Origin of the sequence: Streptomyces sp. NPDC044571 (assembly GCF_040647115.1) — a bacterium.
Lineage (GTDB): Bacteria > Actinomycetota > Actinomycetes > Streptomycetales > Streptomycetaceae > Streptomyces.
In genome coordinates, this window is sequence record NZ_JBEZBN010000053.1 from 24,539 (window position 1) to 43,475 (window position 18,937).

The following is an 18,937-nucleotide window of genomic DNA, read 5'->3' on the forward strand; positions in this document are numbered from 1 at the left end:
CTCGCGTGGAGGCCTTCTTCCGTCTGTGCGCCGCCAGGGACTCGAACCCCGGACCCGCTGATTAAGAGTCAGCTGCTCTAACCAACTGAGCTAGCGGCGCTTGCTGACGAGGTAGACATTAGCAGGCCGAGGCCCCGAAGGAAAAATCGATATCCGCAGCTCGGGCGGCGCGGACATACGCCCAGAGGAGGGCCTCCGGTCCGGGCAGCCACGGGGTCCGGGTGTCGGGTGCGACGAGCCAGCGGGACGGGCCGGGGGCGGACGCGTCGAGCGGCGGCACGGTCACGGCGTCGCCGCGGCCGTGGCAGAGCGGCGCGGGCACGGGCCTGCCCCACTCCTCCCACTCCAGCAGGGCGGGCAGCCGGTGGGCGGTCCCGGTGGCGGCGAAGAGCAGCATCCGGCCGCGGTGCACGGCGACGGGCCCGGAGCCGGGGCCCTCGCCCCAGAGCAGGTCGAGCATGCGGCGCCCGACCACGAGCGGGACGTTGACGACGTCGAAGGCGGTCCCGCAGGGCAGCACGGCGGGCGAGGCGGCCCGCGCCTCCCACAGCGCGAGGGTGCTCCGCGGATGGGCGCAGGCGGAGGTGAGCCAGGCGGCGCCCTGGGGGGTGACGTGCGCGGGGGTGCGGGTGTCGCGGGCGGAGGCGGTGGTGAGCGTCGTCATGCCTCCCGGTGTACCGGGGGTAGCGATCCGGTTTCCGGGAGTTACGGAAAACCGGGACAGGAAGGGCTTTGCTGGGCTATGTTGCGCCCCGCATATGCCACCTGCCTACGGCGGTCTACCCATGCCGCCCCGCCCGGCGCCTCCTCGGCCGCGCCCGGGCGGCCCCTAGTCCGCGTCCGGGGATGTACCGCGTTGGAGGGATTCGCCGAACTCGATCATCTTGAGGGCGTAGTCCTCGGTCCACTCGGCCTCCTCGGCGATCACCGCCGGGGGTAGCCGGTCGAAGCGGCGCGGGTCGGCCAGCTGGGCCGCCGCCACCGCCTGGAACTCCATCGCCCGCTCCTGCGCCGCCCTGAAGGCGAGCGTCAGCTCAGTGGCCCGGGCCAGCAGCTCCCGCGGGTCCTCGATCGACTCCAGGTCGAAGAAGTGCTCCGGATCCGCGGCCGCCTCCGAGGGTTCGAAGAGCAGCGGCGCGGGCCGCAGCCTCCGCTCGGTCCGCTCGGGCTCTGCCATGCGTGTCCTCCTGCTGCGCGTTCGGGTTCCTTCCGGGCCACCCTCCATTGTCCAACGCCGTGCAAGAGGGCCTCGCCTCACGCCGTGACCGCCGCCTTCGCCGCCACCTCGTCCAGTACGCCCGCCAGCTCCTGCGCCAGGCCCTCCGGCGCCCGGAACCCCCCGGCCCCGCCGTCGACCAGCTCGCCGATGAAGGGGATCGCCACCGACCGCTCCGCCGGCAGCATGCCGATCCGGTCGAGCACCGGCCGGAGCATCTCCGCGGCCGGAGCGCCGCCGGAGGGGCCCCCGCTGTAGCTGACCAGGCCCACCGGCTTGCCCTGCCACTCCCGGTAGAGGAAGTCGAGGGCGTTCTTGAACGGGGCGGTGAAGCCGGCGTTGTACATCGGCAGGACGAAGAGGAAGGCGTCGGCGGCGTCGACCACCGCGCTCCAGTCGCGCGTGTGCTGGTGGGTGTAGATCCCGCTGGAGGCGTACTCCGGCTCGTCCAGGAACGGCAGGGCCAGCTCGCCGAGGTCCACCTCGACCACCTCGAAGCCGCCGCGGGCGCGCGCCTGCCCGGCGACCCAGTCGGCGACCGGGCGGGCGGCGGAGGTGGGGCGGACGGAGGCGGAGAGGACGAGCAGGCGCGGCGTCCCGGATGCGGTCAGGTCGGGCGTGGTGGTCATGGCGGTCATGCCGAGCTCCTTTGTTGACGTGTCAGCCATGGAAGCGCGTCACTAGGTGACATGTCAACCAGGTAGGTGATGTGTCATCCACTCGGTTAGGGTGAGCACATGACCGCTCCCGGGCCCCGCTGGCTCACCCCCGCCGAACAGGACGCCTGGTACGCGTGGCGGCGGATGTTCCCGCTCGTCAACGCCGACATAGCCCGCGACCTCAACCAGGACAGCGGCCTTTCGGAGGCCGACTACGACGTGTTGTCGGTGCTCGGCTCCACCGACGGCCACCGCCTGCGCATCAGCACCCTCGCCGGACACATGCAGTGGTCCCGCAGCCGCCTCTCCCACCAGCTCACCCGCATGGAGCAGCGCGGCATCGTCCGCCGCGAGGAGGTCGCCACCGACGGCCGCGGCGCCGAGGTGGTCCTCACCGAAGCGGGGGTGGAGGCGATCATGACCGCGGCCCCCCTGCACGTGGAGTCCGTACGCCGCCACCTGATCGACCTGCTCGACCCGGAGCAGCTGCGCACCTTCGCCGAAGTGGGCGAGCTGCTCCGCGAACGCAGGGGCATCCAGCGCAAGAGGTGACTCAGGGCCGCCAGACCACCCGGTGCTCCGCCAGGTGCGCCAGCACCGAGTGGTTGGCCTCCCAGCCGTCGGGGAACTTCACCGTCACCCCCAACTGCACCGGTTCCGTGGACGGATGCTCGTCCAGCAGCTCCGCTATCCCCGCCCGCGCCACCACCACGCAGGCGTGCCGGTGCCGCGAGGCCAGCACGCACAGCCGGCCCGTCTCCAGGTGGAAGGCCGTCGCGTCCGGGCGCCCGGACAGCGGATGCAGCACCACCGTCAGGTCGTACTCCCGGCCCTGGAGCCGGTTCGCGGTGTCCACCGTGACCCCCCGGACCCCGAGCGAGGCGAGCGCCGCGCGGACCGCGGCCGCCTGGTCGCGATGGGCGGTCCCGACCGCGATCCGGTCCGCCGTCAGCGCACCCGGGACCGCCGACTGCTCGTCCGTGGTCACCGCCCCGCGGTCCAGCGCGCGCCGCACCACCAGGGCCACCCCCCGCACCGCCTCCGGGTCCGTGCGCGGGGTGTGCCGGGCCGGCAGTTCCAGCAGCCCCCAGCCCGATTCGGCGGCCTCGTCCAGGACCCGGTCCGGGCCGCTCCCGTCCGAGGGCACCCCGAAGGCGAGCCGCCGCTCGCCCGGCCCGGTGCCGCTGCGGAACTGCGTGTACGGGTAGAAGGCGCGCGACACCAGCGGCGCGGCCGTCGCCGGGAGCCGCCAGGACACGGGCAGCCGGTGCTGCGGCAGCTGCGGGTTGTGTGCCAGCAGGGTGGACACGGCCGAGGCCGAAGGGTCGTAGGACAGCCCGGCCCACTGCTCCGCGCCGACCACGCTGAAGGGGTCCAGCTGCCCCGGGTCCCCGACGAACAGGGCCCGCTCGAACAGGCCCGCCACGGCCAGCAGCGCGTCGGAGCGCATCTGGTACGCCTCGTCGACGATGGCGTGCTCCCAGGGCTCGGCGTCCTTGACGTACGCCCACTTCGCCGCCGTCGAAATGGTCACCGGCAGCTCGGCGAGATCCGCCGGCTTGGCCGAGAGCGTCACCGAGGGCAGCGCGCGCAGCGCCGGGTCGTACGCGTCCCCGTCGCTGCTGTGCAGGCGGCCGACCCTCAGCTCCGGGTCCTTGTCGGCGAGCCGCAGCACCAGGTCGTCGACCTGGGCGTTGGTCTGCGCCACGACCATCAGCCGCCGCCCCGCCGCGGCCAGCTCCCGGGCGGCCCGCACCACCAGCGTGGACTTCCCGGCGCCCGGCGGGGAGTCGACGACCACGCCCCGCTCGGTGCCGTGGAGCGTGTCGCGCAGGATGGCGGCGGTCGCCTCGGCGGCGGCGGTGCCCGGATCGAAAACGGTGCTCACAGGAGGTCCTCGTCGGTCACGGCGTCGGGCAGCGGAGCGGCGGCCGGCCCGGATCCCGGCGGGCCGCCGTGGGTCCACGGGGTCCGCTCCGGCTCCGGGAGTTTCGGGCCGCCGCGGGCGTCGTGCTCGAACAGCGTCCAGCACACCCGGTCGCCCTTCTCCGGCACCGAGCCCGGCTCCGGCTCCCTGCCCCGGCCCATCTTGTCGAGCAGCCGCAGCACCAGCCGCCCGTCGTCCTCCCAGCGTACGAACTGCGCGCTCTGCGGGCGCCCGTCCAGGGAGCGGAACACCTTCGGGCCGCGGTCGCCATGGTCCTCGGCGAGCTGCGGCCGGTCCTCCGTGGCCACCGTGACCAGCGGCCTGGGGCTGGGCCGCTTGGATTCGGTCCACTCCATCAGCACCTCGGTGACCTCGCCCGCGAACGCCTCGCCCGCAAGGCGCCGGCCCGCCATCACCAGCGGGTCGTCCAGTGCCTCCTGCGCGTCGAGCCGGACCTGCTCGGTCTCCCGGGTGGCCAGCTTCTGGGCCGCGGTCACCGCGTCGTCGCGGCGCGGCTGCGGCGGCTCGCCCGCCCGGACCCGGTCCCGGTGGCCGGTGTAGGACCAGCGGTCGCGGGTCCAGCGCTCCTCGGCCCGCTCCCCGGCCGGCAGCGCGCGCAGCAGTTCCAGGGACCGCCACACCGCGTCCCAGGTCGGCCGCATCTGCCGCTCCACGAGCGCCCGCACTCCGTCCTCGGCGCGCGCGAGCGCCCGGGCGTCGGGCGGCCCGTCGGCCCGCGCGGCGTCGTAGCGGGCCATCGCCGGGGCCAGCAGCCTGTTGTCGAAGGCCGGGTCGGTGGCCGGGCCCGCGGGCGGGACCAGCAGCTGGCCGTCCCGGTCGCGCTCCAGCTCGGCCCGCAGGGCGGCCTCCGCGCCCGTCTCCCCCTCCGGCGGGGCTATCCACGCCAGCAGCGCGCCCAGGTGCTGGTCCTCCAGGTTGCTCTGGCCGGTCGCCCAGTGCCGGCCCAGCAGGTCCGTCGCCGCCAGCAGCATCGACGCCCCCGGGACCCGGGCCCGCTCCCCGAGGTGGGTGAGCCAGCGGCCCAGCAGCGGCACCCGGGCGGGCGCCGGATACGGGTTCTCCGGATCCTCCTCCGCCGTCCGGCGAAACCGCATCGACCGCCCCAGCAGCCGTACGTACTCGATGCCCGCCCGGCTCGGCACGATGAGCTGCGGGGCGTCCAGGCACAGCTCGGCCTCGACCTTGCTCCGCGCCCCGGTCTCCGGGTCGGTCTCGGTCCGCTCCACGTACTCGACCTCGTCCGCGTACGCCTCCACGTACGGCAGCACCAGGTCGGCCAGGTCCGCCAGGAACGCCCAGCGCAGGTCCCGGTCGCGCGGCTGCGGAACCACCAGCAGCCGCGGCTCGCCCGGATCGGTGCCGACCAGGGCGCCCAGCGGAGCCCCGGTCTCGCCTGCCGTGGTCAGCGGTACGAAGACCAGCGGGCGCTCGCTCAGATGCCGGTGCCGTACGGTCGCGAGCGGCCGGGCCCGGCCCGCCCTGACGGCCTCCAGTCGGGCGAGGGTGCTCAACAGCGACATGCGCTCGCCTCCAGGGCCTCGGCGCGCAGCCGCGCCGCCCGCTGGAGCGCGGCCGCGGTCGGGTCCTCGGGGGAGCCGGCCCCGGCGGCGGCCGCGAGGGCCTGCTCGACGGTGGTGAGGGCGCCCAGCTCCCCGCGTACGGAACGGCCGAGCGCGCTCACCTCGTCGGCGGCGCGGGCCCGCTCACGGCAGTGGAAGGCCAGCTCGCAGGCGGCCAGGCATTCGGGGGCGTAGGCGGCGGGGACGGCCGCGACCGCCTCGGCCAGCTCCTCGGCGGGCCGTGCGGGATCGAAGCCGAGCCCCTCGGGCAGGGCCGCGGCCAGCTCCTCCACTCCGGTCAGCCGGCGCAGCTGGCGCCGGGTGACCGCGCGCTCCCGGCGGATGTCCACGGGTGCGGCGGCGGGCTGGTTGGAGAAGTCCTTGGGGCAGACGAGCAGGACGGTGTGCCCGACCTCGGCGTCGGGGACCTTCGCGGCGGTCTTCTCCAGGGCGAGGACGTACACGGCGGCCTGCCGGGCGGCGGCGCCGACCTTCGCGGGGTCGGCCGCGCCGTCGAGCAGCGGGAACGACTTGATCTCCACGACGGTCCAGCGGCCGTCGGGATGCACCACGACGGCGTCGGGTTCCAGGTACGCCGGAGTGCCCGCGACCTCCAGGGCCAGCATCGGATGGTCCAGCAGGGTCCAGGCCCCCGCGGCCGTGGCCTCGCGCAGCGCGAGCGCGGTGCGTGCGGCGCGGCCCTCGGGCCCGGCGGCGGTGAGATCGGGGACCAGGGCGCCAGGGCCGGGCGGCTCGGCGGCTCCCGTGCCCAGGTGCTCGTGGACCAGCCGCAGCAGCTCGGCTCCGCCGTCACCCTTGACCTTCGCCTCGAAGGAGTTCCCGCGGACGATGGCGAACTGCGACTGGCCGAAGGCTGCGGGCGAGCCGAGCGCCGAGGCCAGTGCGTTCTTGTCCACACCGGCGCCGTCCAGGAGGGCGCGTCTGCGGCAGCCGGGGTTGGCGGCGAGCGCCGCGATCGCACGGGCGTCGAGCGGACGGGGCGGCACGGCGGGGCCGCGCAGGTCAGCGAGCCGCTGCCGCAGAGTCGTCGTCGGAGGCGGGCCGCTGGGCGGGTAGGAGCTCACGGGCGGAAGTGTCCCATCCGCCACTGACAATCGTGGTCTTCCTGCGGAAACCGGCGGACTCGGCGGCCGATGCGGCGGTCCCGGCGGCCGGTCCGGTGGGCCGGGCGGCCGCGGCTCCGGCGGACGGGCGGCGTGCGAGGGCGTACCCGAGGCCCATGACGGCGGCCCCCGCGACCGCGTCGAGGAAGTAGTGGTTCGCCGTGCCCATCACCACGAGCGTCGTGAGGGCGGGGTAGGCGATGCCGAGCGCCCGCAGCAGCGGGTGGCGCCCGTGCCGCCACAGCAGGATCCCGCACCACAGGGCCCAGCCGACGTGCAGGCTCGGCATGGCCGCGTACTGGTTGGTGAGCCCGCCGAGCCCGCGCGGGGCACTGGCCTCGGCGCCCCACCAGCCGTACGGGCTGTACTGGGCCATGGTGTCGGTGAACCCGTGCGCCGCGTCGAGCAGCCGGGGCGGGCAGGTGGGCATCAGCGCGAACCCGACGAGCCCGAGCAGGGTGGACACCACCAGCCAGCTGCGGGCCGCCCGGTAGTGCTGTGGGCGGCGCAGGTAGAGCCAGACCAGCACGGCCGGGGTGACGAGGTAGTGCAGGGAGGCGTAGACGAAGTCGGCGGGTATGCCGAGCGGTCCGTGGTGCGAGAACAGCCGGTTGAGGGGGCGTTCGAAGTCGATGTGGAGCAACTCCTCGGCCCGCAGGATCGCGAGTCCGTGGTCGACGGCGAGGTGGACGTCGCCGCGGGCGAGGAGCCTGCCGCCGGAGTACGCGCCGTAGACGAGCCCCAGGAGCAGCAGTTCGGCCCACCAGCGGGTGGGCTTCTGCCGGTTAGTCATACGGCGTAAGACGGCTGTTCGACCGGATGGGTTGCTTCGGCCGCCTGGTGTTCATCTGATGGATGATGGTCGGACGATGTCATGACATGAATCGGAATGAACTTCTCAGAACCGGAGAAAACGCATGGCCCCCCGCATCCTCCTGGCCCGGCACGGCCAGACGGCGTGGTCCCGCCTCGGCAAGCACACCGGGCGGACGGACGTGCCCATGCTGGAGGAGGGCAGGCAGGGCGCGAAGCTGCTCGGCGAGCGGCTCGCCCGGCACCCGTGGCGGGGGCTGCCGGGCGTGGAGGTCCGCACCAGCCCGCTGGCCCGCGCGAGCGAGAGCTGCGAGCTGGCCGGCTTCGGCGTCCGGGCGGAGCCGTGGGACGCGCTGATGGAGTGGGACTACGGCGAGTACGAGGGCATGACCCCGGCCGAGATCCAGGCGGTCCGCCCCGGCTGGCTGATCTGGCGCGACGGCGTGCCGGGCGGGGAGTCCGTCGCCGATGTCGCCGCCCGCGCGGACGAGGTCGTCGCCTGGGCCCGCTCGGCGGAGCGCGACGTGCTGGTCTTCGCGCACGGCCACATCCTGCGCACCCTGGCCGCGCGCTGGCTCGGCCTGGAGGCCTCCTTCGGGGCCCGCATCCGGCTCGACCCGACCTCCCTGTCGGTGCTGGGATGGGCGTACGGCGCCCCGGCGCTGGAGCGCTGGAACGACACGGGCCACCTGGACCTGGACGCGTAGCGCGCCGCCCCGCCGCCACCGGCCCGGCCGCCGGGGCCGGGCCTTAGGGCCGGGCCTTAGGGCCGGGCCTTAGGGCCGGGCCTTCGGGTCAGGCCGAGGCGTGGCGGGTCAGGAAGGCGCCCACGCGGGGGCTGCGCTGGTGGGGGACCAGGGTGCGGGCCGTCTCCGACAGCATCGAGCGGATCCGCGTCGACTGGACCTCGGTGAGCAGGTCCATGACCCGGCCGCCGGCCCAGGCCGCCTCGTCGGGGGCGCCGGCGCGAGCCAGGTTGTCCGCGAGCTCGGCGGTGTAGAGGGCCACGTTCCGGGCGAAGTGCGGATCCTGGAGGTCCGCCGCGCGACGGGCGTGCCGGGCCGCACGGGCATGCTCCCCGAGGGCCGCCCAGCACCGCGACTCCAGCGATTCCAGCTCGGCCTCGCCGAAGAAGGACATCCACTCCGGGTCGGCGGTCGCCGGGCCCCGGGAGAACTCCGTGTGCGCGCGGTTCAGCGCCTCCTCGCAGGCCTTGCGGTCACCGAGCCCGGCCCAGCCGCCGGCCTCCCGCAGGGCCAGCAGGGACAGCAGCCGCGGGGAACCGAGGGAGCGGGCGGCGCGGCGGCCCGCCTGGGCCGCCCGTACCGACTCGCGCGGGCGCCCGCAGTCCCGGGCCAGGAACGCCATGTTGCTGAAGGCGTGCGCCTCCAGGCCCGCGTTCCCCGAGACCCGGGCCGTGGCCAGTGCCTCCGCGTAGTGGGAGCGGGCGTCGTCGAAACGGCCGGAGTCGTGGGCCAGCCAGCCCACGGAGACGGCCAGTTCGCCCGCGCCCGCGTGCAACCGGTCCTCGGTGGACTGCCGCGAGGTGCCCGCGTCGAGCAACGCATAGGCGGTGCGCAGGGGTTCGGCCGCCCTGCGGTACAGGGCGTCGGCCCCGTGCCGGTCGTCCAGCAGCCGGATCCGGCGTACGGCGTCCTCGACGGCGGCGGCCTCGGCCTCGCCGGCTCGGGAGGGCGCCCGGCGGGTGTCGCCGGGCAGGGTGAGGCCGAGCGTCGCGGCCGCCACGGTCGCGGAGCCGCCCGCCATGAACGCGCGACGCAGCACGTCGCTCTCCTTGGGTGGGGTGGGGTGGCGCTGCGCGGAGCGGCCCCGGACCGCCTCGCGCGGGGAGAATCCCAGGTCGGCCAGGGCCCGGCCCGGGAACATGTGGCTGAAGACCCGCTCGTAGGCGTAATTGGGACAGCGGATCTCGCCGGACTCGACCCGGCCGATGTAGCGGGCGTCGCAGGAAACCGTTTCTCCGATCTCCTTCGCCGCCCGGCGCACCAGGGCGGCGAACTCGGCCGGGGAGTGCTGGCCGCGCAGCCGCCGGAACGTCTGGTTGGGTGAGTGGGGGAACGCCGCCATGGACGTGACCTCTCTGGCAAGGGACGCACCGCCGGTCCTGTGACGACCTGGGTCCGGCGCGCATGAACGTACCGCCCGAGCAGGCCTCTTGAGGCGGTGTTTGCCTACAAAACGGATATCTCACCCACGATCCGCCATGAAGTGCCATCCTTTGCAGCGTCTTGGCGCCGCACCCGTTGACGTTCCCGTGCGTTGAAGGGATGGGGGCGGGAGGCGACTCCCGCCCTGTCCGTACGTGGATGAAGGAGGTCCCGATGGCGGAGGGCGGCATGGAGAGCACTGGAACGAACACCGCGCCCGCACCGGGCGCGCCCCCTGTCCCGCTCGTCCCGATCCTCCCGGTGGTGGCCGCCGACGCACCGGACCTGGTGACCGTGCCCGCCCGGCAGGGGCTGGAGGCCGTGGACATCATCCGCCGCGCCGCGAGTCCGGCCGGCGGGGTCGGCCCGGTCCTGCACGACGGCTCCGGCGGCACCCTCGGCTTCCTCGTCCCGCCCGGCACCGCGGACGCCTGGGACCTGCCGGGCAGTGCGTGTACGCAGACCAACGGGCGCGGCATGCGCTTCGGGGACGTCTCGCCCTCCGCGGGCGCCACCGGCTGGCTGCTCCCGCCCGAGGCCGTCGGGCCGGTCACCGACCCGGAGGTGCTGCGCGCCGCGCTCGGCGAGGCGGCCCGCCTGATCGAGGCCGCGGACAACTGCCGCTGACGGCGGCGGGCCCCTGACCGGTGACAATGGGATGGTGGCAGGCAGGGGAAAAGGCAAGCAGCAGCAACGGCGGGGGGCCGCCGAGGCGGTCGTCGGAGAAGTGGACGGCGGCCGGGCCGAACTGCTCCCGGACCGTGAGCGTGCCGACGCCTGGACCCTGCTGATCGACGGCGCTCCGCAGTCGCACGTGGACCTGGCCGATCCGCGCCACCTGGACTTCGCCTACCAGCGGCGGATCGGGCACCTGATCGACCTCGTCGCGCCCGCCCGGCAGCCGCTGAACGTGGTGCACCTGGGTGGTGGCGCCTTCACCCTCGCCCGCTACACGGCAGCCACCCGCCCCCGCTCGACCCAGCAGGTGGTGGAGATCGACGCCGCCCTGGTGGCCTTCGTACGGGAACACCTGCCGCTGGACCAGCAGGCGCGGGTCCGGGTCCGGGCGGTGGACGCGCGCGCGGGGCTCGCCAAGGTGCCGGACGGCTGGGCGGACCTGGTGATCGCCGACGTGTTCAGCGGGGCGCGCACCCCCGCGCACCTGACCAGCGCGGAGTTCCTGGACGACGTACGCCGGGCCCTCGCACCCGGCGGGTGGTATGTGGCCAACCTCGCGGACGGCCCGCCGCTGGCGCACCTGCGCGGCCAGATCGCCACGGCCGCCTCCCGCTTCGCCCACCTGGCGCTGGCCGCCGACCCGGTGGTGTGGCGGGGGAAACGCTTCGGCAACGCCGTGCTGGTGGCCGCGGACCGGGAGCTTCCGGTGGCCGAGTTCACCCGCCGGGTGGCGAGCGACCCGCACCCCGGCCGGGTCGAGCACGGCCGGGCCCTCGCGGACTTCACGGGCGGCGCGGCGGCGGTCGCGGACGCCTCGGCAGTGGCCTCGCCCGAGCCTCCGCCGTCGGTGTTCCGCTAGTGCTGTGGCCGGAAAGGTCCACCGGGTCGCGCCGCCCGGCACGGCACCTCGCGGCGTTGTCGGACCGCGCAAGTACGTCCAGTACGAGCCGCGGGCCTCCGCCTTGCGATGCACCGCACCGGACAACGCGACCCGGCAAACCTTCCCGGCCACAGCACTAGGCACCGCAGATCCGGCTCAGGGGTCGACGATCTCCACCGTCGGCGGGTGGTCGTGCCAGGTGCAGAACACCGACACCTCGCGGTTGTCGAGGGTGAAGGTGACCCGGATCCAGAAGTCCTGCTTCCACACCTGCATTCGCCAGCCCGCCGCCGGGGTCGCCGAGACCAGCTCGGACGAGGAGGTCCCGAGGTCGAAGACGACCCGGCCGCCCGAGACCGTATAGCCCTTGACCCGGCCCGGATCCCCCGCCGGCGGCTGCCCGGCCGGGCGCGTGGCCGGTGCCGCCGCCTTCGGCGCGGACTTGGCGGGGGAGGGGTCCACCGACGGGGACGCCGAGGAGGACGGGGCCGGGCTCTCGGACGGCGAGGCGGAGGGGGACGGCGCGTCCGGCGGGGAGGGGCGCTGCGTGGAGGAGGACAGCGGCTGCGTGGCCAGCGGCACCGCCAGCGGGGGATCGTAGGCGGTGCCGGACATGACCGTGTGCACGCCCCACCAGGACAGCGTCACCGCCGCCCCGGTCGCCAGCGTCCAGGCGAAAGCATGTACAAGTGCTCGGTGCATCAGCGCACATACTGCACCACGCGTCCCAGGGACCGGCCGACACCCCGCCCGGTCCCCCGAATGGACTACGGTGCGGGCCATGGCAAGTGTGCTCGTGGTCGAGGACGACCAGTTCGTACGATCCGCCCTGATCCGGCACCTCACCGACGCCTCGCATGCCGTGCGCAGCGTCGGCACGGCCCTGGAGGCCCTGCGCGAGGTCGCACACCACCGGTTCGACGTGGTCATCCTGGACCTCGGGCTGCCCGACCTGGACGGGTCGGAGGCGCTGAAGATGCTGCGCGGCATCACCGACGTGCCCGTGATCATCGCCACCGCCCGCGACGACGAGGCCGAGATCGTCCGGCTGCTCAACGACGGCGCAGACGACTACCTGACCAAGCCGTTCTCCGTGGAGCACCTGTCCGCCCGGATGGCGGCCGTCCTGCGCCGGGTCCGCTCCGCCGCCGGGGCCGAGCCGCCCTCGCGAGTGCTGCGCGTGGGCGGGCTGGCCATCGACCCGCTGCGGCGGCAGGCCGAGCTGGACGGGGCCGTACTGGACCTGACCCGGCGGGAGTTCGACCTGCTGGCCTTCCTCGCCGGGCGGCCCGGGGTGGTCGTCGCGCGGCGCGAGCTGCTGGCCGAGGTGTGGCAGCAGTCGTACGGCGACGACCAGACCATCGACGTGCACCTGTCCTGGCTGCGCCGCAAGCTCGGCGAGACCGCCGCCAGCCCGCGCTACCTGCACACGCTGCGGGGGGTCGGGGTCAAGCTGGAGCCGCCCCGGTGAGGAGAGCGCAGTGAGATGGGCCCTGGTCAAGGTGTGCCTCGCGGTCACCGCCATGGTGGTCGTGGCCTTCGCCGTACCGCTCGGGCTGGTCGTCCAGGAAATGGCCAGCGACCGGGCCTTCTCCAACGCCGAGCGGCAGGCCGCCACCATCGGGCCGACCCTGTCCATCACCACCGACCCCGTGCAGCTGCGCAAGGCCGTGGAGTCCACGCAGATGGGCGCGGCCCAGCGGATGGCCGTGCACGTGCCCCCGATGGACGGCAAGGTGGCGGTGGAGATCGGCGCGGGCTGGGCCGGCCCGCACGCCGTGGAGCAGACCCGGCGGATCGGGCGGGCCATGACGGTCTCGGTCGCGGGCGGCGGTTCCGCGCTGCTCCAGCCGACCGCCCTCGGCTCCGGAGACATCGCGGTGGTGGAGATCTTCGTACCGGAGAGCGAGGTCAGCAACGGCGTCGCGACCGCCTGGGTGATCCTCGCGGGCGTCGGCCTGGCCCTGATCGTGGGCTCGGTGGCGGTCGCCGACCGGCTGGGGGCCCGGCTGGTGCGGCCGGCCGAGCGGCTCGCGGACGCCGCCCACCAGCTGGGCGACGGCCGGCTCGGGGCGCGGGTGCCGGAGGCCGGGCCGAAGGAACTGCGCTCGGCGGCCGTCGCGTTCAACGCGATGGCGGACCAGGTGGTCGAACTCCTGGCCAACGAGCGGGAGCTGGCCGCCGACCTCTCGCACCGGCTGCGGACGCCGCTGACGGTGCTGCGGCTCAACGCGGCCTCCCTCGGGGAGGGACCGGCCGCCGACCAGACGCGGGCGGCGGTGGAGCAGCTGGAACGGGAGGTCGACACGATCATCCGTACGGCCCGGGAGCAGCGCCCCGCCTCCCAGGGCGTCACCGGCGTCGGCTGCGACGCCTCGGAGGTGATCCGCGACCGCATGGCGTTCTGGTCGGCGCTCGCGGAGGACGAGGGCCGCGAGGTCCGGCTCGCCGGGGTGGACCGCACGGTACGGATCCCCGTGGCCCGGCCGGAACTGGCCGCCGCCCTCGACGCCCTGCTCGGCAACGTCTTCCGGCACACCCCCGAGGGCACCCGCTTCGCGGTGGACGTCCACGACGCGGGGGACGCGGTCATCGTGCTCGTCTCGGACGGGGGACCGGGCATCGCCGACCCGGACGCGGCCCTGCGCAGGGGCAACGACGGCGCCCGCGACGGCTCGACGGGCCTCGGCCTCGACATCGTGCGCCGGGTCGCGGAATCGACCGGCGGCGACGTGCGGATCGGCCGTTCGGTGCTCGGCGGCACGGAGGTCAGGCTGTGGATCGCCCTGGACGACCGGGCCCGGGGCGGGGCGGGAGCCGCCCGCAGCCGACGGGGTCCCCGGCGCCGGCGGCGCAGCGGCTGACCGGGCAACCGACGTAACCCATGCGGATCGGGGGCGCGCCTCGACGGGTGCGTGGCCGTGCGTCGGTACGGTCCGCGCCATGGACACCCTCATCTTCGGCGGGCTCCTCGCCACACTGATCGCCCTGTACCGGGAGTCGTCCCGGACCGTCGTGCTCGCCGCCTGGTGGATCCTGCTCTTCGTCGTGCTCCTGCTGACGGCACACCACATCACCGGCAGCCTCGCCCTGACCCTGAGCTACTGACCATGGCCGTGATGCACAGCATCGTTCCGGAGACCCCGCTGGAGGGCGGCCTGCTGGGGCGGGTCCAGTTCTGGTTCGCCTGCTTCTTCGCCATCGGCTGGACGGGCGTCGTCTGCGGCGGGCTCTTCTACCAGTTCGCCCTGTGGGAGTACCCCTGCCCGCTCTGCCTCGTGCAGCGGATGTTCATGCTGCTGGCGGCGACGGGCGCCGCGTACATCGTGCGGACGGCGCTCTCCGACGGGGCGGTGACGGGCCGCGACTACATGACGGGCTGGGGCCTGGCCCTGGTCGCGCTGATCGCGGGATCCTTCGCCTCGTGGCGGCAGACCATGCTGCACGTCCTGCCCGGGGCCAAGGGGTACGGCAGCGAGGTGCTCGGACTCCACCTGTACGTGTGGGCGTGGATCCTCTTCCAGGTGTCGGTGGTGGCGATCGGCGTGGTGCTCGCCTACGCCCACACGACGGCGGACAGGGCCATTCCGGCGACGGGGCCGGGGTGGTACCGGACCGTGGGCCTGTTCGCCCTGTGGTTCCTGGGACTGGTGATCGCCGTGAACCTGGTGGCCGTCTTCCTGGAGGAAGGGCTGCACTGGTTCCTTCCGGACGATCCCGGCCGATACGAGTTCTTCCACGACATCGGCATCCTCGACTAGGCATACCGTACGGGGTGGTTGGTTGTGGTCGGTCCTTCCCCTCGATCCGAATGGAATGGTCATGCGCTACGCAGTCCTCGGCACCGGCATCGTCGGCCGTACGGTGGCCGCCCGCCTCGTCTCCCTGGGCCACGAGGTGGTCATCGGCACCCGGGACCCCGGGGCCACCCGCGCCCGTGCCGACTTCGCCGATTGGCAGCGGGCCAACCCGCAGGCCGGCCTCGCCGCCTTCCCGGAGGCCGCCCGGCGGGGCGACACACTCGTCAACGCGACGGCCGGGCAGGTGAGCATCGCGGCCCTGACGGAGGCGGACGCCGCGCACCTGGACGGCAAGATCCTCATCGACATCGCGAACCCGCTGGACTTCTCGCACGGCTTCCCTCCCACCCTGGACCCGGTGGACAAGGACAGCCTGGGCGAGCTGATCCAGCGCACCTTCCCCGGCCTGCGGGTGGTCAAGACGCTGAACACCATGAACTGCCAGGTCATGGTCGACCCGGCCCGGGTGGCGGGCGAGCACCACGTGTTCCTGTCGGGCGAGGACGCCGAGGCCAAGAAGAACGTACGGGAGCTGCTGCACTCCTTCGGCTGGCCGGAGGCGGCCGTCCTCGACCTGGGCGGGATCGAGACGGCCCGCGGCACCGAGATGCTGCTGCCGATCTGGCTCCGCCTGATGGGCACCCTCGGGCACACGGACTTCAACTTCCACATCCAGGGCGTGACGCGCTAGGAGCGCCCTGCCCGGACGGGGGCGCAAATGTTGCTGTGCCCCCGTCCCGCCCCGAGGGTGGGCGTGACGGAAGGAGCCGCGCATGAAGGTCATGCTCAGGGCACACATGGACACGGCCGCCAGCAACGAGGGCATCACGACCGGGGCCCTGCCCGAGGCGATGAAGAGGCTGCTGGACAAGGTCAAACCGGAAGCGGCCTACTTCGGACTCCACGAGGGTGTGCGCTCCTGCTGGATCGTCTTCGACCTGCAGGACAGCTCGCAGGTGCCGTCGCTGACCTGGGACCTGCTGCAGCAGTTCAACGCCGAGGTCGAGGTCGGTCCGGTGATGAACGCCGAGGAACTGGCGAAGGGACTGGCGGCGATCAAGTCGTCGTAGCAGCCGTAGCAGCCGTAGCAGCCGTCGTAGGCCTCGGAGTCACCGCGGTCGCCCGCGTCGCCGCCCACGCCGGCACGGCGGAGGCGGCGGCCGCCGCGCACGCCACCGCGAAGGCCGCCCGGTAGGGCCATGGCGCGGGGTACGTCATACCGTCACAGCCAGCCGCGCTGGGCCGCCTTGAGGCCGGCCTCGAAGCGGCTGGTGGCGTGCAGGCGTTCCATCAGGCCGGCCATCTGGCGGCGGACGGTGCGCAGCGAGACGCCGAGGCGCTTGCCCGCCACCTCGTCCGTCAGCCCGGACGCCAGCAGCTTGAGCAGCTCCCGCTCGCCGGCGCTGATCCCGTCCTCCGCCGGCTGCTTGAGGTCCGCGCCGAGCGGTACGGCGGTCTCCCAGGTCTGCTCGAAGAGAGTGATCAGCGAGGCGACGATGCCCGGCGCCGTGGTGCACAGCGCGCCGAGCCGGGAGTTGGCCGGGTCGATCGGGACGACGGCGGTCGTACGGTCGAAGACCAGCAGCCGCGGCGGGAGCACAGGGCTGGTGCGCACCTGGCCGCCGCGTTCGGTGGTCCACTGGGCATAGCCGAGGGTGGCCGGGTCGTTGCGGACGCTGTCCTGGTAGACGGCCCGCAACTCGACGCCCCGGGCCAGGGCCTGCTCGTCCAGCGGGCGCGAGGCGTCCAGGCTGGCCTGGGACTGCGCGCCGCCCGGGATGATCGCGAGGCATTCCGCGGCCAGGTCACGGGTCAGGAGCTCCAGCCGCGACTGGATGGCGTCCATCCCCACCAGCCGCTCCGTGCCGTCGGTCTCCGTGTTCGGCCGCAGGCCGGCGTACTCGGCGATGGCCCGGGCCGCCGCCGCCTTGCCGGCGGCGAGTTCCTGCTGGCGCCGCGCCAGCTCCTCCTCCTGACGGCGCAGGATCAGTTCCAGGCCGACCTCGGGGCTGACGGCGCGCAGTCCGCCGGAGCTCTCCCGGGAGGGGGTCAGGAGGTCCAGGTCGACGAGCCGGTCCAACGCGTCCCGTACCCGGCCCTCCGGGAGGCCGACACGCGCGCCCAGTTCGGCCAGTCCGCCGGACGGATCCGCCAGCATCCCCCGGTACACGGACTCCACGTCCCCATCGAGCCCCAGTGCTTCCAGCATGCTCAGCCCCCCAGCTGTTCGGTACAGACGGGCTGGTCAGACCGCCCGTAGATGATCTTAAACGGCCCCCTGCGGCAACCCGGACGCAGGCACCAAGCTGCCATGCAGCCTGGTGACAGGCCGAGCACCTTCCCGAGGTCCGGACCGGCCAGCAAGATATTGATCACCGGGACGGCGGGGCAGGAAAGCCCCCCCAAGGCCAGGGCCGAAAGGCCGTGCCGGAGCAGCGCGCACCACCCGCACCACACCACTCCATGCTCGGGGGAACACCATGTCTCGCACCACGCACCTCATCGCTGCCGCCGGCCTCACCGCTCTGCTCTCCGTCGGCGCCGCCGCCGTCGTCGCTCCGTCCGCCGGCTCCGGCGTGATCGGCTGGGACTCGTACCACGCGGTCGCCACCGGCGCCCCCGTCATCGGCTGGGACTCGGCCGCCGCCGACAAGCGCGTCATCGGCTGGGACTGACCGCGGATGCGGGTCATCCAGGCCTCGTTGCACCGCACGCTTCCCGGACCGGCCCCCCAGGGCGCCGCTCCCCTCATCCACGACCTGCTCTGGGCGCACGCCACGCTCGCCGACGGCCTGGAGCACATAAGGCCCCGCCCCACCGAGCACGGTCTGGACCTCTACCTCTTCGTCCGCGCCCACTGCGACGCGTCGGCCATGGAGCAGATGCGCACGCTGCTCACCCGGGCCGACACCCCCATCGCCGCGCACGGTTTCACCGTCGCCGCCCCCTGAACTTCCGGCGCGCGCCACGCGCCGCCGGGTCATGCCACGCGTCGACGCCTCGACGCAGCACTGAAGTACGCGGCACTGAAGTACGCACCACGCACTCCCACCACCGCACGCCACTGCGAGGGCACCGCTGTGCCCGATTCCAGGAGACCTCCATGTCCAGCACCAAGAACCCGCTCCGTCTGAAGAGCGGCCTCGCCGCCCTCGTCGCCGCCGCCGCGATCTCCGGTCTCGGCATGGCGCCCGCACACGCCGCTTCGGAGCTGGACCAGATGGCCGCCCTGGCCAAGAGCCAGAACGGCAACGGGCCGTGCGCCAACGGTGGTTACGACGACAACATCAACCAGAACAACAGCTGCGACGGCTACGGCGGCCAGTCGCACGCCTGGTGCGCCGACTTCGTGGGCTGGGTCTGGTCCCACTACAACGTCACGGGCATGAGCACCCTCACGGACGGCGCCGCCAGCTTCTACGAGTACGGGGTGAAGTACGGCACCAAGTCGAGCACCCCGCACGTCGGTGACGCCGTCGTCTACGGGTACTCCAACGGCTACGCCCAGCACGTCGCCATGGTCACCGCGGTCAACGGCGACGTGGTGACCGTCACCGGCGGCAACCAGGGCCACAGCACCAACCCCGAGGGCATCGTCAGCACCTACTCGACCACCTCGTACCGGGTTGGCCAGGCGCCCTGGGGCCAGACCATCAGCGCCTACATCTCGCCGAAGCTCCAGGCCGCCACCCCGCCGAAGGTCAGCCTGAGCGGACTCGGCGCCACCGCCTCCGGCGTGGCGAACCTGTCCGCGTCGACCACGGCCGGCACGTACCCGGTCGCCTCCGTCCAGTACTACGTGGACGGCAAGCCGGTCGGCCCCAAGCTCACGAAGGCCCCGTACGGGTACGCCTTCGACAGCAGCCGGGTCCCGGACGGCAAGCACATCGTGTCCGTCGAGGCGACCGACACCAACGGCAACACCGGTACCTCCCGTACCCAGGTCATCACCTCGAACGGCGAGGCCACCTCCACCTTCCAGGCGGACTTCAACGGTGACGGCAAGGCCGACGTCGGTGTGCTGTACGACTACGGCCAGGAGGACGGCGGCGGCTTCCGCACCGGCCTGTGGACCTACACCAGCAACGGCAC

General features: G+C 73.8%; 22 protein-coding genes, 1 tRNA gene and 1 pseudogene. 13 read left to right on the forward strand and 11 right to left on the reverse strand.

The window, feature by feature from the left end; translation table 11 throughout:
• Positions 1-26: 26 nt before the first annotated feature.
• From AB0B01_RS24665 to AB0B01_RS24680, 4 genes and pseudogenes are all read right to left on the reverse strand, one after another.
• Positions 27-100: transfer RNA gene (locus AB0B01_RS24665), tRNA-Lys, on the reverse strand.
• A pseudogene (locus tag AB0B01_RS24670) lies at positions 91-664 on the reverse strand (hypothetical protein). Before AB0B01_RS24670 ends, AB0B01_RS24665 begins: the two are co-directional and overlap by 10 nt.
• A 165-nt stretch (positions 665-829) precedes the next feature.
• Positions 830-1,177 carry a hypothetical protein gene (locus AB0B01_RS24675; protein ID WP_361723001.1) on the reverse strand — a complete coding sequence of 116 codons (348 nt, stop codon included), beginning with the start codon at positions 1,175-1,177 and terminating at the stop codon, positions 830-832.
• 77 nt (positions 1,178-1,254) lie between these two features.
• Complete coding sequence (locus AB0B01_RS24680) at positions 1,255-1,854, reverse strand: NAD(P)H-dependent oxidoreductase (RefSeq protein WP_361723004.1); 600 nt, start codon at positions 1,852-1,854, stop codon at positions 1,255-1,257.
• 99 nt (positions 1,855-1,953) lie between these two features.
• Here AB0B01_RS24680 and AB0B01_RS24685 point away from each other — a divergent pair, with 99 nt between their 5' ends.
• Positions 1,954-2,427 (forward strand): MarR family winged helix-turn-helix transcriptional regulator, encoded by a 474-nt coding sequence (locus AB0B01_RS24685; protein ID WP_361723007.1) that lies wholly within the window; start codon positions 1,954-1,956, stop codon positions 2,425-2,427.
• Between the two features lies 1 nt (position 2,428).
• On the opposite strand, the gene AB0B01_RS24690 is transcribed toward AB0B01_RS24685, so the two are convergent.
• The 4 genes from AB0B01_RS24690 to AB0B01_RS24705 are packed head-to-tail and all read right to left on the reverse strand — an operon-like array spanning position 2,429 to position 7,299.
• Positions 2,429-3,763, reverse strand: a complete 1,335-nt coding sequence (locus AB0B01_RS24690; protein WP_361723010.1) for an AAA domain-containing protein — start codon at positions 3,761-3,763, stop codon at positions 2,429-2,431.
• On the reverse strand, positions 3,760-5,343 hold the full coding sequence (locus AB0B01_RS24695; RefSeq protein WP_361723013.1) for a hypothetical protein: 1,584 nt from the start codon (positions 5,341-5,343) through the stop codon (positions 3,760-3,762). The genes AB0B01_RS24690 and AB0B01_RS24695 overlap by 4 nt, the downstream gene beginning before the upstream one ends.
• Positions 5,331-6,467 (reverse strand): hypothetical protein, encoded by a 1,137-nt coding sequence (locus AB0B01_RS24700; RefSeq protein ID WP_361723016.1) that lies wholly within the window; start codon positions 6,465-6,467, stop codon positions 5,331-5,333. The genes AB0B01_RS24695 and AB0B01_RS24700 overlap by 13 nt, the downstream gene beginning before the upstream one ends.
• Positions 6,406-7,299, reverse strand: a complete 894-nt coding sequence (locus tag AB0B01_RS24705) for a phosphatase PAP2 family protein (RefSeq protein ID WP_361723019.1) — start codon at positions 7,297-7,299, stop codon at positions 6,406-6,408. The genes AB0B01_RS24700 and AB0B01_RS24705 overlap by 62 nt, the downstream gene beginning before the upstream one ends.
• 124 nt (positions 7,300-7,423) lie before the next feature.
• On the opposite strand from AB0B01_RS24705, the gene AB0B01_RS24710 reads away from it, so the two are divergent.
• Positions 7,424-8,026 (forward strand): histidine phosphatase family protein, encoded by a 603-nt coding sequence (locus tag AB0B01_RS24710; RefSeq protein ID WP_361723022.1) that lies wholly within the window; start codon positions 7,424-7,426, stop codon positions 8,024-8,026.
• Positions 8,027-8,114: 88 nt separating this feature from the next.
• Here the strand turns inward: AB0B01_RS24710 and AB0B01_RS24715 are convergent, their stop codons facing one another.
• Positions 8,115-9,407, reverse strand: coding sequence for a tetratricopeptide repeat protein (locus tag AB0B01_RS24715; RefSeq protein ID WP_361723025.1), 1,293 nt, complete (start codon positions 9,405-9,407; stop codon positions 8,115-8,117).
• A 269-nt stretch (positions 9,408-9,676) separates the two neighbouring features.
• Between AB0B01_RS24715 and AB0B01_RS24720 the strand changes: the two genes are divergently transcribed.
• Together AB0B01_RS24720 and AB0B01_RS24725 are read left to right on the forward strand one after the other, a co-directional pair.
• Positions 9,677-10,114 (forward strand): hypothetical protein, encoded by a 438-nt coding sequence (locus AB0B01_RS24720; RefSeq protein WP_361723028.1) that lies wholly within the window; start codon positions 9,677-9,679, stop codon positions 10,112-10,114.
• 34 nt (positions 10,115-10,148) lie between these two features.
• Positions 10,149-11,024, forward strand: a complete 876-nt coding sequence (locus AB0B01_RS24725) for a fused MFS/spermidine synthase (protein WP_361723030.1) — start codon at positions 10,149-10,151, stop codon at positions 11,022-11,024.
• A gap of 177 nt (positions 11,025-11,201) precedes the next feature.
• Here the strand turns inward: AB0B01_RS24725 and AB0B01_RS24730 are convergent, their stop codons facing one another.
• Positions 11,202-11,747, reverse strand: a complete 546-nt coding sequence (locus AB0B01_RS24730) for a hypothetical protein (RefSeq protein ID WP_361723033.1) — start codon at positions 11,745-11,747, stop codon at positions 11,202-11,204.
• 79 nt (positions 11,748-11,826) lie between these two features.
• Here AB0B01_RS24730 and AB0B01_RS24735 point away from each other — a divergent pair, with 79 nt between their 5' ends.
• From AB0B01_RS24735 to AB0B01_RS24760, 6 genes are all read left to right on the forward strand, one after another.
• Positions 11,827-12,516 carry a response regulator transcription factor gene (locus tag AB0B01_RS24735; RefSeq protein ID WP_361723036.1) on the forward strand — a complete coding sequence of 230 codons (690 nt, stop codon included), beginning with the start codon at positions 11,827-11,829 and terminating at the stop codon, positions 12,514-12,516.
• Positions 12,517-12,526: 10 nt separating this feature from the next.
• Positions 12,527-13,909, forward strand: coding sequence for a HAMP domain-containing sensor histidine kinase (locus AB0B01_RS24740; protein WP_361723039.1), 1,383 nt, complete (start codon positions 12,527-12,529; stop codon positions 13,907-13,909).
• 79 nt (positions 13,910-13,988) lie between these two features.
• Entirely contained in the window at positions 13,989-14,153 is a 165-nt protein-coding gene (locus AB0B01_RS24745) for a DUF5993 family protein (protein WP_361723042.1), read from the forward strand.
• An 11-nt stretch (positions 14,154-14,164) separates the two neighbouring features.
• The gene (locus AB0B01_RS24750; RefSeq protein ID WP_361723045.1) at positions 14,165-14,806 is read left to right on the forward strand and encodes a disulfide bond formation protein B; all 642 of its coding nucleotides are present in this window, start codon (positions 14,165-14,167) and stop codon (positions 14,804-14,806) included.
• Positions 14,807-14,867: 61 nt separating this feature from the next.
• On the forward strand, positions 14,868-15,536 hold the full coding sequence (locus AB0B01_RS24755; protein ID WP_361723048.1) for an NAD(P)-binding domain-containing protein: 669 nt from the start codon (positions 14,868-14,870) through the stop codon (positions 15,534-15,536).
• An 82-nt stretch (positions 15,537-15,618) separates the two neighbouring features.
• Positions 15,619-15,915, forward strand: coding sequence for a hypothetical protein (locus tag AB0B01_RS24760; RefSeq protein WP_361723051.1), 297 nt, complete (start codon positions 15,619-15,621; stop codon positions 15,913-15,915).
• Between the two features lie 152 nt (positions 15,916-16,067).
• Here the strand turns inward: AB0B01_RS24760 and AB0B01_RS24765 are convergent, their stop codons facing one another.
• The gene (locus tag AB0B01_RS24765; RefSeq protein ID WP_361723054.1) at positions 16,068-17,054 is read right to left on the reverse strand and encodes a helix-turn-helix transcriptional regulator; all 987 of its coding nucleotides are present in this window, start codon (positions 17,052-17,054) and stop codon (positions 16,068-16,070) included.
• A 271-nt stretch (positions 17,055-17,325) separates the two neighbouring features.
• On the opposite strand from AB0B01_RS24765, the gene AB0B01_RS24770 reads away from it, so the two are divergent.
• The 3 genes from AB0B01_RS24770 to AB0B01_RS24780 form a co-directional block, all read left to right on the forward strand.
• The gene (locus AB0B01_RS24770) at positions 17,326-17,520 is read left to right on the forward strand and encodes a hypothetical protein (protein ID WP_361723057.1); all 195 of its coding nucleotides are present in this window, start codon (positions 17,326-17,328) and stop codon (positions 17,518-17,520) included.
• Positions 17,521-17,526: 6 nt separating this feature from the next.
• Positions 17,527-17,796: a hypothetical protein gene (locus tag AB0B01_RS24775; RefSeq protein ID WP_361723060.1), complete on the forward strand. Its 270-nt coding sequence runs from the start codon at positions 17,527-17,529 to the stop codon at positions 17,794-17,796.
• A gap of 152 nt (positions 17,797-17,948) precedes the next feature.
• Positions 17,949-18,937 (forward strand): CHAP domain-containing protein (locus AB0B01_RS24780; protein WP_361723063.1); only part of this gene is annotated, 989 nt, incomplete at its 3' end.

Coding starts and splice junctions, on each gene's coding strand:
- AB0B01_RS24680 (WP_361723004.1), bottom strand. CDS start 1,854: ATGACCGCCATGACCACCACGCCCGACCTGACCGCATCCGGGACGCCG.
- AB0B01_RS24710 (WP_361723022.1), top strand. CDS start 7,424: ATGGCCCCCCGCATCCTCCTGGCCCGGCACGGCCAGACGGCGTGGTCC.
- AB0B01_RS24760 (WP_361723051.1), top strand. CDS start 15,619: ATGAAGGTCATGCTCAGGGCACACATGGACACGGCCGCCAGCAACGAG.
- AB0B01_RS24755 (WP_361723048.1), top strand. CDS start 14,868: ATGCGCTACGCAGTCCTCGGCACCGGCATCGTCGGCCGTACGGTGGCC.
- AB0B01_RS24775 (WP_361723060.1), top strand. CDS start 17,527: ATGCGGGTCATCCAGGCCTCGTTGCACCGCACGCTTCCCGGACCGGCC.
- AB0B01_RS24770 (WP_361723057.1), top strand. CDS start 17,326: ATGTCTCGCACCACGCACCTCATCGCTGCCGCCGGCCTCACCGCTCTG.
- AB0B01_RS24730 (WP_361723033.1), bottom strand. CDS start 11,747: ATGCACCGAGCACTTGTACATGCTTTCGCCTGGACGCTGGCGACCGGG.
- AB0B01_RS24685 (WP_361723007.1), top strand. CDS start 1,954: ATGACCGCTCCCGGGCCCCGCTGGCTCACCCCCGCCGAACAGGACGCC.
- AB0B01_RS24675 (WP_361723001.1), bottom strand. CDS start 1,177: ATGGCAGAGCCCGAGCGGACCGAGCGGAGGCTGCGGCCCGCGCCGCTG.
- AB0B01_RS24765 (WP_361723054.1), bottom strand. CDS start 17,054: ATGCTGGAAGCACTGGGGCTCGATGGGGACGTGGAGTCCGTGTACCGG.
- AB0B01_RS24745 (WP_361723042.1), top strand. CDS start 13,989: ATGGACACCCTCATCTTCGGCGGGCTCCTCGCCACACTGATCGCCCTG.
- AB0B01_RS24735 (WP_361723036.1), top strand. CDS start 11,827: ATGGCAAGTGTGCTCGTGGTCGAGGACGACCAGTTCGTACGATCCGCC.
- AB0B01_RS24715 (WP_361723025.1), bottom strand. CDS start 9,407: ATGGCGGCGTTCCCCCACTCACCCAACCAGACGTTCCGGCGGCTGCGC.
- AB0B01_RS24695 (WP_361723013.1), bottom strand. CDS start 5,343: ATGTCGCTGTTGAGCACCCTCGCCCGACTGGAGGCCGTCAGGGCGGGC.
- AB0B01_RS24705 (WP_361723019.1), bottom strand. CDS start 7,299: ATGACTAACCGGCAGAAGCCCACCCGCTGGTGGGCCGAACTGCTGCTC.
- AB0B01_RS24750 (WP_361723045.1), top strand. CDS start 14,165: ATGCACAGCATCGTTCCGGAGACCCCGCTGGAGGGCGGCCTGCTGGGG.
- AB0B01_RS24720 (WP_361723028.1), top strand. CDS start 9,677: ATGGAGAGCACTGGAACGAACACCGCGCCCGCACCGGGCGCGCCCCCT.